This window comes from Nonomuraea sp. NPDC049028 (assembly GCF_043197735.1).
Taxonomy (GTDB): Bacteria; Actinomycetota; Actinomycetes; order Streptosporangiales; family Streptosporangiaceae; genus Nonomuraea.
In genome coordinates this window covers 462558-478031 of sequence record NZ_JBICTR010000002.1, presented here as the reverse complement: position 1 = coordinate 478031, position 15474 = coordinate 462558, and the positions used below count along the sequence as shown (strand labels likewise).

Genomic DNA, 15474 nt, shown 5'->3' with positions numbered 1-15474 from the left:
CGGTCACCTAGGTCAGCTACCGCTATCGTAGCCACCAACACCAGTTAATCGTATTCAACCGATTAATTTCCGACAAAGAGCAGACGTCGCATTCGGTGTGAATACCTGGAGGAGGTGACACATTGCTGGAGGCAATCGATCTTGTCAAGTGTTATGGCCCGGTCAGAGCCCTCGACGAGTTCAGCCTGAGCGTGGCCGCGGGCGAGATCGTCGGGCTCGTGGGGCACAACGGCGCGGGCAAGACGACCTTCGTGGAGATCGTGTCGTACCTGACCCGACCGGACGGCGGCCACGTCACCATCGACGGTAAGCCACCGTCCGCCGTCAAAGGCCAGGTCGGAGTCGCACCGCAGCACATCGCGCTCTACCCGTCCGTCAGCGTCAGGGAGCACCTGGAGCTGTTCGGCAAGCTGGCCGGGCTGCGTGGCCAGGCGCTCACCACCGCCATCGACGACATCGTGGTCGCCCTGCGGCTGACCGACTTCATCGACCGGCACGCGGCGGTCCTGTCCGGCGGCCAGCAGCGCAGGACCCAGGCGGCCACCGCGCTCATCCACCGGCCGGCGCTGCTGCTGCTCGACGAGCCCACGGCCGGCGCCGACCTGGAGACCAGGCAGGCGATGCTCGACGTGGTCAAGCAGCGCGCGGGCGAGGGCGCCGCCGTCGTCTACACCACCCACTACCTGCCCGAGCTCACCGAGCTCCAGGCCACGATCGCGGTCGTCAGGGACGGCCGGGTCATCGCCAGGGGCACCCACGAGGAGCTGGTCGACGGCCTGCCCGGCGAGGTACAGCTCACCTTCGACAACGAAGAGGAGATCACGGTCTCGACGACCCACCCGGCCAACACCCTGATCGACCTGCTCAGCCGTGCCGACCGCCCGATCAGCACCGTCGACGTGCGCAACCCCTCCCTCGACGACCTCTACCGATCCCTGGCGGTCAGCAATGCTCCTTGACACCCCCCACACCCAACAGCGGATCGAACCCCCGCCGCCCGCGGGCCTGGTCGAGAACCTGCGCGGCGCCGCGTACCGCATCGGCGCGCTGGCCAAGCACAACACGCTCATCCGGCTGCGCGACCCGGGCCAGATGATCAGCTACGTCGCCATGCCGATGGTGCTCATGCTGGTGCTCAAGCCGCTGTACGTCCGGGCCGTCGAAGGCGGCGCCACGCAGGTGGCGACCGGGCTGATGGTGATGTTCTCGGTGTTCGCGATCTCCATCGCGGGCAACGCGATCCTCGTCGAGCGCACCTGGCGTACCTGGGACCGCCTGCGCGCCAGCCGCGCCCCGGCGACCGAGCTGCTGCTCGGCAAGACCATCCCGATCTTCGTGGTGATGGTCGTGCAGCAGTCGATCCTGCTGGTGTACGGCTGCCTCGTCATCGGGCTGCCGATCCCGAGGGCCCCGCAGTACGTGGTCTTCGCGATCGCGATCTGGGCCTTCGCGCTGCTGTCGATCGGCGCGGCACTCGCCACGATCGTCCGCAGCCACGGGGAGCTCAGCGTGATCTCCGACGTCGGCGCCCTGACGCTCAGCTCGCTGGGCGGCGCCCTGGTGCCCTTGAGCATCATGCCCGAGTGGGCCCAGGTAGCCGCGCACATCTCGCCCGGCTACTGGGCCCTGACGATGATGCAGGCCGCGGTCCGCGGAGACGCGGCGGGCACTCTGGCACCGGCCGGGGTGCTGCTGGCGATCGGCCTCGTCGCCGGCACGTTCGCCGTCCGCAGGCTCACGCGCGGATGGGGGCGCGGACACCTGCTCTGAAGTGCCGACCCGCGGCCAGGGGGCCGCGGGTCGCTCGCCTTTCTATCGGTAATTCAGTGACATGTACGGAATTGAGGCATGTTGATGGATCAGCAGCATTCACCCGGCGACTCGAAACACTCGGCGGACGAGTCGAATATCGCGATCATCGGCATGGCCGGCCGATTCCCCGGGGCGGACAACGTCGAGACGTTCTGGCGCAACATCAGCACCGGCGTGGAATCGTTCACCCGATTCTCCGACGAGGAGCTGATCGACGCGGGGGTCAGTCCGGCGACCTTCCAGCAGCCGAACTATGTCAGGAGCCGGCCGATCCTCGAGGACATCCGGGGATTCGACGCCGGATTCTTTGGTTACAACCCGCGTGAGGCGACCTTGGCCGATCCGCAGCAGCGGATCTTCCTGGAGGTCGCTTGGGAGGTCCTCGAAGCCGCCGGTTACGGCTCGCCCGACGCGCGGGGCAGCGTGGGCGTGTTCGCGGGCACCAACATCAGCGGTTACCTGCTCACCCGGCTGAGGGCGTTCGAGATGGGCATCGACCCGTCCGCCCTGATGATCGGCAACGACAAGGACGCGCTCACCACGAACGTCTCCTTCCGCCTGAACCTCTCGGGCCCGAGCGTGGCCGTGCAGACGTTCTGTTCGACCTCCCTCGTCGCCGTGCACCTGGCGAGCGACGCGCTGCGCCGGGGCGACTGCGAGATCGCGCTGGCCGGCGGCGTGTCCGTACGCATCCCCGACCGGGTCGGATACCTGTGGGAGGAGGGCGGCCAGGAGTCGCCCGACGGCCACGTGCGCACGTTCGACGCCGAGGGCAAGGGCAGCATGTTCGGCGACGGGGCCGCCGTGGTCGCGCTCAAGCGCCTCGACCGCGCGATCGCCGACCGCGACACCGTGCTCGCCGTCATCCGCGCCTCCGCGATCAACAACGACGGCGCGCTCAAGTTCAGCTACCTCGCGCCCAGCATCGACGGGCAGCGCAGGTGCGTCAGCAAGGCGATCGAGCGGGCCGGGGTCGACCCGTCCGAGATCTCGTACGTCGAGGCGCACGGCACCGCGACCGAGGTGGGCGACCCGATGGAAGTGGCCGCCCTGACCAGCGCCTTCGGCCCCACCAAGGACAAGCGGTACTGCCTGCTCGGCTCGATCAAGCCGAACATCGGCCACCTCGACCGGGCCTCGGGCGTCACCGGGCTCATCAAGGTCGTCCAGTCACTGCGCAACGAGCTCATTCCGGGCACCCTGCACTACACCTCCCCGAACCGGGAGATCGACTTCGACAGCAGCCCCTTCCGCGTCACCTCCGAGGTCACGCCGTGGCCGCGTGACGACGACCGGCCCCGGATCGCGGGCATCAGCTCGCTCGGCATGGGCGGCACGAACGCGCACGCCATCGTCACCGAGGCCCCGCGGCCCGAGCGGCGCCCCGAGCGGTCCCGCCGCTGGCAGGTGCTGCCGCTGTCGGCCCGCTCCGAGTCGGCTGCCGAGAACGCCTGCGTCAGACTCTCCGACCGGCTGGAGATCGACTCCGACCTCGAACTGGGCGACGTCGCCTACACGCTGCAGGTCGGCCGCAAGGTCTTCAACCACCGCAGGGTCGTCGTGGCCGACTCGACCGGCAAGGCCGCTACCCTGCTGGCCGACCCGGCCGGGCGGCTGGGCCGTAACGACGCGACCGTGGGCCGCCGGGTCGGCTTCCTGATCGCCGGGGTCGGCGAGCAGTACCCCGGCATGGTGGCCGCGCTCTACGCCGACGAGCCCGCCTTCCGCGACGACGTCGACGAGTGCCTGACCGTCCTCGGCCTCACCGAGGCCGCGCAGCTGTCCGACGTCTTCGTGGCCGCCGAGCGCCAGGACACGGGCGGCGACCTGGCCCGGCTCCTGGGCCGGACCGGCGAGGCGGCGACTCCCTCCACGGTCGAGGCGCACCTGATCCAGCCCGCCGTCTTCGTGGCGGAGTACGCGCTGGCCCGCCAGCTCATCCGCTGGGGCATCGCCCCCGAGGTCATGGTCGGCTACAGCCTCGGCGAGTACGTGGCCGCCTGCCTGTCCGGCGTGCTCTCGCTCCCCGACGCGCTGCGGCTGGTCGCCTACCGGGCCAAGCTGATCACCTCGCAGCCCGAGGGCGCCATGCTCGCGGTGGCCACCGACGAGCGGCGGCTGCGCGCGGTGCTCGGCGACCTGCTGACCCGCGACCTGGACGTGGCGGTCCGCACCGGCTCGCAGCTGGTCCTGGCCGGGCCCGTCGCGGCGGTCGAGGCGGCCGGCGCGTTGCTGCTGGAGGCGAAGATCGGCTGCCGCCGCCTGGACACCACGCACGCCTTCCACTCCCGGATGCTGGAGCCGGTGGCCGCCGAGCTGACCGCCTGGATCAGCGACAACGTCACCCTGCACCCCCCGGTCATCCCGTACGTCAGCAACGTCACCGGCCGCCTGGCCACCGCGGACGTCGTCACCGACCCCGGCTACTGGTCACGGCACATGTGCGAGACCGTGGAGTTCGGCGCCGGGCTCGCGCACGTGCTCGGCTCCGGCGACCTCGCCCTGGTGGAGATCGGCCCCGGCCAGTCGCTCGGCGCGCTCACCCGCGGCCACCCGGAGTGCGACCGCGCCCAGTGGCCGCTGATCGTCACCACACTGCCCGCCGCGAACGACCGCGTCGACACCCACGCCGCCACCGCCACGGCCGTCGGCAAGCTCTGGCTGGCCGGCGTCTCCGTCGACTGGGCGGCGCTGCACGCCGGCTGGGCGCCCGGCCGGATCCCGCTGCCGACCTACCCCTTCGAGCACCAGGACTACTGGCTGGAGATCGACCAGACCGCGGCGAGCACCGGCGCGCCCGCGATCGACGACAGCGACCCCACCAGCATCCTGAACGCCCTCCCCCGGCTGCCCGACGAGCGCTGGATCAACGTGCCGACCTGGCGGCAGACCGCGCCGCGCCCGGCGCGCGAGGAGGAGGCGGGCCGCTGGCTGGTGTACACCGACGCGGGCCGGGCCGACACGCTGGCCACCGCGCTGCGCGCGCATCTGGAGGCGGCGGGGCGCCAGGTGGTGCTGGTCCGTCCCGGTGAGCGGTTCGCCGCCGGGCCCGACGGCCTGGTGGTCCGGCCCGGCTCGCCGGAGGACGCCGTCAGCGCGCTGCGGGCCCTGGCCGAGCGGAACTTCGAGCCCGAGCGCGTGGTGCATCTGTGGACCGCCGAGGAGAACCCCGACTCGACCGACGAGTGCCTGCGGCGCGGCCTGCACACCCTGGTCGCGCTCGCGCGGGCCGCGGGCGACATGGGCATCACGCGGTGGTCGCTCGACATCGTCACCATCGGCGGCCAGCGAGTGCTCCCCGGCGACCGGGTCATCCCGGAACGCGGCACCCTGCTCGGCCCGACCCGCCTGATCCCGGTCGAGTACCCGCGCGTGCGCACCCGCCTGATCGACATCGACACGGCCTCGTCACCGCGCGACCTCCTCACCGAACTGCGCGCCGAACCCGCCGACCAGGTCGTGGGGCTGCGCAGTGGCCGGCGCTGGGTCCCGGAGTACGAGGTGCTCGACGCGTCGTGCATCGACCAGGACGCCCCCAAGGCCCAGGTACGCCGGGGCGGCACGTACCTCGTGACCGGCGGCCTCGGCGGCATCGGCCTGGCCATGGCCGAACGGCTCGCCGAGCACTACCAGGCCCGCCTCGTCCTGATGGGCCGCACCCCCGTGCCGCCCAAGGACCAGTGGGGCCCCATCCTGGCCTCGGAGCGCACCGCCGACGAGGTGCGCAGGCGGATCGAGGGGCTGCGGCGGCTGGAGGCCGCGGGCATCGAGGTCGTCACGGTCGCCGGCGACGTCTCCCAGCCCGCCGACGTGCGCCGGGCGGTCGGCGCGGCGATCGAGACGTTCGGCGAGCTGAACGGCGTGCTGCACTGCGCCGGGGTGCCGGCCGTCGGCCTGATGCAGTTCAAGACGGCCGCCGACATCCAGCGGACGCTGGCGCCGAAGGTGGCGGGCACGCTGGCCATCGGTGAGGCGCTGAAGGACATACCGGTTGATTTCGTCGCGCTGTTCTCCTCCACCACGTCGGCGACCGGCGGCGGCGCCGGCCAGGTCGACTACTGCGCGGCCAACGCCTTCCTCGACGCGTACGCGCTGAGCGACCCGCTGCCCGGCGTGACCGTGACGGCGATCGACTGGTGCGAGTGGACCTGGAACGGCTGGACCGACGGCCTGGAGAACTACGACGAGGGCTCCAAGCACTACTTCACCTGGTATCGGGAGAACTTCGGCATCACCTTCGACCAGGGCTACGAGACGCTGCTGCGGGTGCTGGCCAGCGGCGAGGCCCACGTCATCACCTCGACGCAGGACTTCGCCCCGCTGGTCGCGATGAGCCGCCGCTCGTCGATCGAGAGCCACCAGGCCACGGTGAAGAAGATCCGCGACGCCTTCGGCCGCCACCCACGGCCCGAGCTGTCGACCGCGTACGTCGAGCCGCAGTCACCGGCCGAGGAGGCCATCACCGCGGTCTGGGCCGAGGCGCTCGGCCTGGAGCAGGTCGGCATCCACGACAACTTCTTCGAGCTCGGCGGCAACTCGCTGCTCGGCATGGAGATCATCGCCGAGGTCCGCAAGGCCCTCGAACTGTCCTACCTGCCGCCGCACATCCTCTACCAGTCGCCCACGGTCGCCTCGCTCGCCGAAGCCGCGACCTCGGGAGGCGAGCAGGACCAGCAGACCCTCGGGGCCCTTGACCAGCGGCGGTCCCGCATCGAACAGCGACGCAACATGCTCCGCGGGAAGGCGGCATCATGACGGACACTGAGACGGACTACGACTCGGCGGTCGCCCTGATCGGGATGTCCGGTCGCTTTCCGGGGGCGAGCAGCGTCGGCGAGCTGTGGCGCAACGTGCTCGCCGGGATCAAGGGGCTGCGCGAGATCACCGACGAGGAGCTGGCCGAGTCCGGCGTCGAGCCGGGCAAGGTGGCCGACCCGCGCTACGTCCGCGTCGGCGGCCCGATCGACGGCCTCGACCAGTTCGACGCCACGGTCTTCGGGATCAACCCCCGCGAGGCCGAGACGATGGATCCCCAGCACAAGCTGTTCCTCGAATGCTCGTGGGAGGCGCTGGAGAGCGCCGGCTACTGCCCGACCGACACGCCGGGGCAGGTCGCCGTCTTCGCCGGCTGCGGCTTCCCCGACTACATCGTCCAGAACATCCAGCACCTCGCCGGCCAGCCGGGCGGCGCACTGCTCATGGCCACCGGCAACGAGCGCGACTCGCTGGCCTCGACCGTCTCCTACAAGCTCGGGCTGCGCGGCCCGGCCGTCACCGTGCAGACCTTCTGCTCCACCTCGCTGGTGTCGGTGCACCTGGCCTGCCAGAGCCTGCTGACGTACGAGTGCGACATCGCGCTGGCCGGCGGCGCGTTCGCGCCGCTCCCCCAGCCCGCCGGTTACCTGTACGAGCAGGGCGGGATCATGTCGCCCGACGGCCGGGTGCGCAGCTTCGACGCCGAGGCGGGCGGCACGGTCATGGGCAGCGGCGTCGGGACGGTCGCGCTCAAGCGCATGTCCGACGCGCTCAAGGACGGCGACGTCATCCACGCGGTCATCCTCGGCTCCGCGGCCAACAACGACGGCCGGACCCGCGCCGGATACACCGCGCCCGGCGTCGACGGGCAGGCCGAGGTCATCGAGTCCGCGCTGGGCGTGGCCGGGGTCAAGCCCGACACCGTCGGCTACGTCGAGTGCCACGCGACCGGCACCATGCTGGGCGACTCGATCGAGCTGGCCGCGATGAACCGGGTGTTCGCCCAGCCCCGCGAGACGCCGTGCGTGCTGGGCTCGCTCAAGCCCAGCATCGGTCACCTCGACCGCGCCTCCGGTGTCACCGGGCTGATGCGCGCCGCGCTCACCCTCAAGCATGAACTGCTGCCGGGCACCCCGCACTATGAGACGCCCAACCCGGCGCTGGCGACGGCGCGGGACCGGTTCACGGTGCTCACCGAGCACCGGGCCTGGCCCGCGGGTCCGCATCCGCGGCGGGCCGGGGTCAGCTCGTTCGGGCTCGGCGGCACCAACGCGCACGTGGTGCTGGAGCAGGCGCCGGTACGGCCGGCGCGGGCGGCCCGGCCAGGACCGCACCTGTTGACGTTCTCGGCCGCCGACGGGCAGGCGCTGTCCGACCTCACCGGGCTGCTGCGGGAGCACCTCTCCGGTGACCTGGCCGACGACCTGGCGGACGTGGCGTACACGCTCCAGGTGTCGCGCGGCGGCTTCGCGACGCGGCGGGCGGTCGTGGTCCGGGACCGGGAGGACGCGGTCGCGGCGCTGGGCGACCCGGCGCGCTGGATCGACGCCAAGACGCAGCGCCGCAACCCCAAGGTCCGGCTGGTCACGCCGGGCGGCGACGTACCGGCCGCCTGGTGGGCGGACCTGCGCGCGACGGCCGACCGGCTGACCCGCCCCGGCACCGCTGGCGCTGCCGCCTCCATCGGCGCCACCGCCTCCCCCGAGGACGCGGTCGCGGCGCTCGCCGAGGCGCTCACCGCGCTCAGCGTTCGCCTGCTCCACGACGGGACGGACACGTCCGGCGTCGAGGAGATCGCCGTGGCCCCCGCCGGCGGCGAGAGCGCCGCCGAGTGGCTCCTGGCCACTCTGGGCAAGCTGTGGCAGGCCGGTAGCGCCATCGACTGGGCGGTCCTGCACCAGGGCGCGGGCCTGCGGGTCGAGCTGCCCACCTACCCCTGGCAGAAGCGCCGGTTCTGGGTCAAGGCCAACCCGAGCATGCTGGCCGCGCCGCCGAGCACCGGCAAGACGTTCGACCGCTCGAAGTGGACCCATCTGCCGACGTGGCGGCAGCGGCCCCTTACCCTCAACGGCCTGGACGAGCAGCTCCGCCTGGCCGGTCCCTGGCTGGTCTTCACCGACGACGCCCGGGGCGAGGCCCTGGTCGAGCGGCTGACCGAGGCGGGCGCCGAGGTGACCGCGGTGCGCCGGGGCGACCGGTTCGACGAAGACGACGCCGGACATTTCACGATCCGCCCCGACAAGGCGGACGACATGGCCGAAGTGCTCTACTCGCTCGTGGTCAATCCGCGCTCGATCATTCACGCCTTCAGCCTGTCCGCCGCCGAGGCGGGACCGGACCCGGTCGCCCACTTCGACGCCGAGCAGAGCCGCGGCTTCTACTCCGCCCTCGCGCTGGCCCGCGAGCTCGTCGACAACACCGGCTCCGCGCCGCGCGCCGAGCTGGTCCTGCTGACGTCGGGAGCGGTGGGTGTGGTCGGCTCGGACCTGCGCCACCCCGAGCACGCGACGCTCGCGGCGCTGGCGCCGAGCCTGCAGCAGGAGAACCCGCGCCTGCGCTGCCGCCACATCGACGTCGGCTCCGACATCGATCCTGAGCAACTGGCCACACAGATCCTGGCCGCATCCGTAGCTCCGCACGAAGGGCCGGTCGCGGTGCGCTCGGGCGAGACGTGGCTGCGGCAGTACGAGCAGTACCCCATCGACGAGCCCGGCCCGGAGGAGCAGCCGTTCCGCGACGGCGACACCGTGCTGATCACCGGCGGTCTCGGCGACGTCGGCCTCATGCTCTCCCGCCACCTGGCCGGCCGGTACGGCTGCCGCCTGGTGCTCACCGCCCGCGCCCCGCTGCCGCCCCGCGAGGAGTGGGACGCCTTCCTGGCCGCGGTGCCGCAGGGCGGGGAGCGTACGGCCCGGCACATCCGCAACATCCGCGACCTGGAGGAGCGCGGCGCGACCGTGCTCGCCCTGTCGGCCGACGTGGCCGACGAGGCCGGGATGCGGACGGTCGTCGAGGCGGCGGTCGAGCGCTTCGGCGGCATCGACGTGGCCGTGCACGGCGCGGGCGTCCAGGACGGCGGCTACTTCAACTTCGCCCACCTCATGGACCGCGACCAGTGCGACGCCCACCTGGCCGCCAAGGTCAAGGGCTTCCACGTGCTGGAGGCCGTACTGGGAGAGCAGGCCCGCGACCGGCGCGTCACGCTGTCGTCGATCGCGGCGGTGCTCGGCGGGATGACGCTGGCGCCGTACGCGTCGGCGAACGCGGCGCTGGACGCCTACATCCGCGTGGCCCGGCTGCGCGGCGGCCGATGGGTCACCGTCGACTGGGACACCTGGAACATCGACCCCGACCGGCTCGAAGGCCACAGCGGCGCGGTGATCGACTACGCGATGACGCCCGCGGAGGGCGTGGACGTGTTCGAGCGGGCGCTGTCGGCGGCCGACCGCGTCGGGCACCTGGTCATCTCGACCGGCTCGCTGGAGGCGCGCATCGCGCAGTGGGTCACCGGTGACATCCATGACGCCGGCGACGACGATCTCGACGACGACCGCGAGCGCCACCCGCGCCCGGACCTGAGCACCCCGTACGTCGAGCCGAACGAGGGCACCGAGACCACGCTGTCCGGCATCTGGTCGAGGGTGCTGGGCATCGACCCGATCGGCGCCACGGACAACTTCTTCGAGCTCGGCGGCCACTCGCTGCTCGCGATCGAGCTGACCACCCGGATCCGCAAGGCCCTGAACGCCTCGGTGCCGGTCACCGGGCTGCTGGAGTGCCCGACGATCCGCCAACTCGCCGCACTGCTGGACTCAAGGGAGGACGCGTGAAGCAGCCCGAGTATCTCCGCAAGATCCAGAGTTTCGCCCGGCGCGAGCTGCTCGACAAGGACGCCTACCTGGACTCGCTGGCCGAGGCGCCGATGCCGCTCTACAAGCGCTTCGCCGACACCGGCCTGGCGAACTGGTGGCTGCCCAAGGAGGCGGGCGGGCTCGGGCTGGGCCTGGAGGAGAGCGTCCGCATCGTCTCCGAGCTGGCCTATGCCGACGCGGGCGTGGCGTTCACGCTGTTCATCCCGGTGCTCACGACGAGCATGGTCCAGTGGTACGGCTCCGCCGAGCTCCGGGAGCGCCACCTGGGCCGTATGGCGGCGGAGAACGGGTTCTGCGCGACCCTCGGCAGCGAGCACGCGGCGGGCAGCGAGCTGGCCAGGATCTCCACCACGGCGACCCGCGACGGCGACGAGATCGTGCTCAACGGCCAGAAGGCGTTCTCCACCAACACCGACTTCGCGCAGTTCATCGTGGTGATCGCGCGGGCCCAGGACGACCCGGCGGGCTACCTCGCGGTCCTGGTGCCGCGCGACACGCCCGGCATCCGCGTGGACAAGCGGTGGGACGTCATCGGGCTGCGCTCGTCGGCGACTTACCAGGTCTCGCTCACCGACTGCCGGGTGCCCGCGGCCAACGTACTGCGCGGCAACGGCCTGCGGCTGCTGGAGGTCGGGCTGAACGCCAGCCGCATCCTCATCGCCACGACCGCGCTCGGCATCGCCCGCCGGGTGCGCGACGTGTGCATGGAGTACGGCAAGTCCAAGTCGGTGAAGGGCTCGCCGCTGGCCAACAACGCGGTCTTCGCCAGCCGGCTGGGCCAGTTCGAGATGCAGATCGACGTGATGGTGAACCAGTGCCTGGCGGCGGCGCGCGCGTACGACGCGGTCGCGGCCCGGCCGGACGCCGGCGAGGAGTTCCTGCGGGTCGGGACGCTCAAGTCGGCGCTCACCGCGAAGATGTTCTGCGGGCAGACGGGGTGGCAGATCGCATCCACGGCCTCGGAGATGTTCGGCGGGCTCGGTTACACGCACGACTCGGTCATCGGCAAGCTGCTGCGGGACGTGCGCTATGTGTCGATCGTCGAGGGTGGTGACGACGTACTGCGTGACCTGGTGTTCAGCCGGTATGTAGTGCCCGTGTCGAAACGGTCATGAGGCGGCCGCGGTGGTGACGACCGCCGCGGCGTAGCCCGGCGCGACGCCGAGCCAGCGGACAGGCAGGGCGGCGCCGGGCGGCGAGGGAAGGGAGAGCACGGCCCCATGGGTCGTGCTCTCCTCGCGTACCAGGACATTGCGGAGTCCGGCCAGGCCCACGCCGACGGCTTTGACGTACGCCTCCTTGGCCGTCCAGAGGCGGAAATATCCGGTACGGAGGCCGGAAGGGCCCGCCTCGCGCAGCCGGTCGACCTCCTCCGGCTGGTACATGCTGCCGGCCATCGCCAGGCAGTCGAGGTCGTCGCGGATCCGCTCGACGTCGACGCCGACCCTGGAGCCCGGCGGCGCCACCGCCACCAGCGCCCACTCCTCGGAGTGGGACAGGTTGAAGTCGGGCGCTCCCCGGCCGCGGAGCAGAGCTACGTACGGCCGACCACTCTCCTCCGCGCCGAAGGCCAGACGCGCGGCGCGCACGCCGCAGACCTCGCCGAGTATGGCGCGGAGCGCGGCGTGCGCGACCATGAACCGGTGCCGCTCCCGGGCCGAGCCGAGCCGTCGGGCCCGCTCGCGCTCGGCGTCGGAGAGCGACCGCCACCCGCCCGGCGCCAACGGCCGGTCGAGGTGGATCTTCCACACTCTGGGCTGCGTCATACCCACGCGCGCAGCGCCTCCGAGACGTGCTTGTACGTCAGCTTCGCCTGCTCGAAGACGGCGAAGTGCCCGCCGACGTACGTGTGCAGGTCGAACCGCCCGGTCGTCTGTTCCCGCCACGCGGCCACCAGCTCCCGGCCGGCCCGCGGGTCGTCGGTGCTCGGCAGCGCGGTGATCGGGACGTCCAGCGGGGGTTCGGGGTAATACGTGTAGGTCTCCTTGACGCTGAAGTCGGCCTGCATGGCGGGCAGGATCATCTCCAGCACGGACGGGTCGTTCAGCAGCCAGTCGGGGGTTCCGCCGAGCTTGCGCAGCAGCTCCACCAGCTCGGAGCTGCTCATGCCGCGCACCGGCGGCCCGTCGTCGAACGACCGGTGCGGGGCGACGCAGCCGGAGACGAACAGGTGCACCGGCGCGGGGCCGCCTCGGCGGCGGATCTCCCTCAGCAGTTCAAAGGAGACCAGCGCGCCCAGGCTGTGCCCATAGACGGCGTACCGGCGACCTCCGCTCACCTCGGCCAGGATGACGTCGGCCAGGTCGGCCACCAACGGCGTCATCCGTTCGTACGGAGGTTCGCGCAGCCGGTTCTCCCGGCCGGCCGGCTGGACCGGCAGCACCGCCACACCCGGCAACCGGTGCTGCCACGCCCGGTAGGCGGAGGCCCCGCCCCCGGCGTGCGGCAGGCAGAACAGCGCGAGCGCGTCGGCCGCCGCGCCGGTCTGGGCCCGGAACGGCAGCCACCGCTGGATCGCGTCTTCGCTGGTCACATCATTGACGGTCATCGTGCCTCAATCCACGATCTCTAGCTTCACGTACGGCGGAGGCGGCTGCACGTTCGTCAGATCGGCCTCCAGCACCACGTGGGCGCCGTTCCGCTCCACCTCCCTGAAACCCGCGAACGCGTAGGTGACCTGCATCATCCGGTTACGTCCCGTCTCCACGAAGTCGGCCCGCACCGAGACGCCGGCCTCCTTCGCCAGCCGCATGACGTGGTTGAGCATGACCATTCCGACACCGCGCGACATCACCCGGCACGACATCAGCATCATGCAGAGCCGCCAGACCGACTCCTCCTTCTCCACCAGCGCGAGCCCGATCTTGCCGTAGCTGCCGAACCGGTCGGTCAGCGAGGCCACCAGCAGCAGGTGGTCCGGCGACTCACGCAGCTCGTCGAGCTCCTCGTAGGAGTAGGTGCGCCCGGTCGAGTTGAGCTGGTTGGTGCGTACCGTCAGCTCCTCGGCCCGCTGAAGGTCCTCCCGGCGGGCCGGCGCGATGGTGAACGCCATCTTCAGCCCGGCCAGGAACTCCTCGTTGGTGCCGACGAACTCGCTCTCCAGCTCGTCCCTGGCGATCTGCCCCTGGTACATGCCGCGCCGCTGCGCCGACTCGTCGGTGACGAAGCGAGGGGTGAACTCCGGTCGTACCAGCGCCTCGTCCACGTCGGCGACGTCGACGCAGGTCACCTCCGGCACCTCGTGCGCCACCTCGGCGCGCTCGAACTCCTGGTCGTCGACGAACGCGAACGCGTCGAGCCCGAGGTTGAGCGCCTTGGAGATCTGGCGGATGGAGTCGGACTTGGCGTTCCAGTTGATCCGCGGGTACAGGAACAGGTCGTCGAGGCCGAGCTCGCGCAGCTTGCCGAACGCCGCCTCGTGGTCGTTCTTGCTGGCCACCGAGTGCAGCACGCCCATGCGGTCCAGCCGCCTGATGTGCTCGACGACCGCCGGGCGTACCTTGACGTTCTCGTCCTCCAGCAGCACGCCGTCCCACAGCGTGTTGTCGAGGTCCCACACGACGCACTTGATGCGGCCCTGCTTGGGCTTCTCGTGGAGTACGGCCACACTCATGACGTCACCTCCCGGTCCGCCTGGCCGGCGATCGTGATCCGCTGGATCTCGTTGCTGCCCTCGATGATCTCCATGACCTTGGCGTCCCGGTAGAAGCGGGCCACGGGGTAGTCGGGGCTGCAGCCGTTGGCGCCGTGGATCTGGACCGCCTCCGACGCGTGCCTGGCGGCCGCGGTGGACGCGAAGTACTTCGCCACCCAGGTCGCCATGATCGTGGACGCCTCGCCGGCGTCCTTGAGCCGCCCCGCCTCGGCCAGCAGCAGCCGGGCCGCCCGCGCGTCGGTGACCATGTCGGACAGCTTGGCCTGGATCAGCGGCAGGTCCCGCAGCACCGAGCCGCCGACCTCGCGAGCCGAGGTGTACGTCGCCGACGCCTCCAGGCACGCCTGGATGATGCCGACCGACCCGGCCGCCACGCTGTAGCGACCGAGGTCGAGCGTGCCGGTGAGCACCATGCCCGCGGTGAACCCGCTGGGCCCGAGCAGCGCGTCGGCGTCGAGACGCACGTCGTCGAACGTCACCTCCGCGAGCATCGACGCGCGGGTGCCCAGCATGTCGTCGATCGGGCGCACCTCGACCCCGGGGCTCTCCCTGGGCACCAGGAACGCGCCGATGCTCGACGCGGTGCGGGCGAACACCAGGTACAGGTCCGCCCGCTGGCCACCGGTGATCCACTTCTTGCCGCCGTTGAGCACCCAGCCCGTACCGGACTGGACGGCCGTCGTGGTGATGCCCGAGGTGTCGCTGCCCGCGCCGGGCTCCGACAGGCAGAACGCGCCCAGGACCGTACCCTTGGCCAGGGCCGGAGCCCACTTCTGCCGCTGCGCCGCGCTGCCCCACCGCTGCACCGCCCACGACACCATGGTGTGGACCGTGAGCAGGCTGCGGACCGACGAGCAGCCGCGGCCCACCTCCTCGTGGACCTCCCCGAGGGTGACCAGGTCCATTCCGGCGCCGCCCACCTCCTCGGGCAGGAAGGGGGCCCACAGACCCGCCTCGGCCATCCGGTCCAGCAGTTCCTCGGGGATGTAGCCGGCCTGGTCGTACGCCTCGGCGTACGGAACGATGAAGGTGTCCACGAACGCGCGGGCGCTGGCCCGGTCGGTGACCGGGAGCGTCTTTTGCGCGACCGGCGCCTGGGTGACGATCGTCACGCGGCCAGCTCCTCCGACAGGCGGCCCACCAGCTCGGCCATCGAGCCGGCGGTCCGGAAGTTGTCGATGCGCAGCTCCTCGTTCGGGATGGTGACCTCGAAGGTCTTCTCCACGAACATCACCAGCTCCATCGCGAACAGCGAGTTGACGAAGCCCAGGGAGAAGATGTCCTGGTCCCCGGTGATCTCGGCCTGCGGGTAGCGGCTGCGGACGAAGGCGAGGATCTGCGCCTCAGCGGTGTTCGACATGGCTGAGCTCCTTTTCGGTG

General features: G+C 71.4%; 10 protein-coding genes. 5 read left to right on the top strand and 5 right to left on the bottom strand.

Features of this window, described 5'->3' with window-relative positions:
• The first annotated feature begins 122 nt into the window (after nucleotides 1-122).
• From ACGFJ2_RS08370 to ACGFJ2_RS08350, 5 genes are all read left to right on the top strand, one after another.
• Nucleotides 123-959 carry an ABC transporter ATP-binding protein gene (locus ACGFJ2_RS08370; RefSeq protein ID WP_357942113.1) on the top strand — a complete coding sequence of 279 codons (837 nt, stop codon included), beginning with the start codon at nucleotides 123-125 and terminating at the stop codon, nucleotides 957-959.
• Complete coding sequence (locus ACGFJ2_RS08365; RefSeq protein WP_357942111.1) at nucleotides 949-1770, top strand: ABC transporter permease; 822 nt, start codon at nucleotides 949-951, stop codon at nucleotides 1768-1770. Before ACGFJ2_RS08370 ends, ACGFJ2_RS08365 begins: the two co-directional genes overlap by 11 nt.
• A gap of 84 nt (nucleotides 1771-1854) precedes the next feature.
• Nucleotides 1855-6567 carry an SDR family NAD(P)-dependent oxidoreductase gene (locus ACGFJ2_RS08360; RefSeq protein WP_393466075.1) on the top strand — a complete coding sequence of 1571 codons (4713 nt, stop codon included), beginning with the start codon at nucleotides 1855-1857 and terminating at the stop codon, nucleotides 6565-6567.
• A complete protein-coding gene (locus ACGFJ2_RS08355; RefSeq protein WP_393466072.1) occupies nucleotides 6564-10397 on the top strand; it encodes an SDR family NAD(P)-dependent oxidoreductase in 3834 nt (1277 codons plus the stop codon). Before ACGFJ2_RS08360 ends, ACGFJ2_RS08355 begins: the two co-directional genes overlap by 4 nt.
• A complete protein-coding gene (locus ACGFJ2_RS08350; RefSeq protein WP_357942105.1) occupies nucleotides 10394-11554 on the top strand; it encodes an acyl-CoA dehydrogenase family protein in 1161 nt (386 codons plus the stop codon). Before ACGFJ2_RS08355 ends, ACGFJ2_RS08350 begins: the two co-directional genes overlap by 4 nt.
• Here ACGFJ2_RS08350 and ACGFJ2_RS08345 read toward each other — a convergent pair.
• Genes ACGFJ2_RS08345 through ACGFJ2_RS08325 form a run of 5 tightly spaced genes read right to left on the bottom strand, consistent with a single transcriptional unit; the run spans nucleotide 11549 to nucleotide 15454 of the window.
• Nucleotides 11549-12205: a 4'-phosphopantetheinyl transferase family protein gene (locus ACGFJ2_RS08345; RefSeq protein ID WP_393466069.1), complete on the bottom strand. Its 657-nt coding sequence runs from the start codon at nucleotides 12203-12205 to the stop codon at nucleotides 11549-11551. The two genes, ACGFJ2_RS08350 and ACGFJ2_RS08345, sit on opposite strands and share 6 nt — an antisense overlap.
• Entirely contained in the window at nucleotides 12202-12987 is a 786-nt protein-coding gene (locus ACGFJ2_RS08340) for a thioesterase II family protein (protein WP_393466066.1), read from the bottom strand. The genes ACGFJ2_RS08345 and ACGFJ2_RS08340 overlap by 4 nt, the downstream gene beginning before the upstream one ends.
• A 6-nt stretch (nucleotides 12988-12993) precedes the next feature.
• Complete coding sequence (locus tag ACGFJ2_RS08335) at nucleotides 12994-14052, bottom strand: HAD-IIIC family phosphatase (protein ID WP_357942099.1); 1059 nt, start codon at nucleotides 14050-14052, stop codon at nucleotides 12994-12996.
• Nucleotides 14049-15206 carry an acyl-CoA dehydrogenase family protein gene (locus tag ACGFJ2_RS08330; RefSeq protein WP_358426185.1) on the bottom strand — a complete coding sequence of 386 codons (1158 nt, stop codon included), beginning with the start codon at nucleotides 15204-15206 and terminating at the stop codon, nucleotides 14049-14051. Before ACGFJ2_RS08330 ends, ACGFJ2_RS08335 begins: the two co-directional genes overlap by 4 nt.
• Nucleotides 15203-15454: an acyl carrier protein gene (locus ACGFJ2_RS08325; RefSeq protein ID WP_357942095.1), complete on the bottom strand. Its 252-nt coding sequence runs from the start codon at nucleotides 15452-15454 to the stop codon at nucleotides 15203-15205. Before ACGFJ2_RS08325 ends, ACGFJ2_RS08330 begins: the two co-directional genes overlap by 4 nt.
• Between the last annotated feature and the right edge of the window lie 20 nt (nucleotides 15455-15474).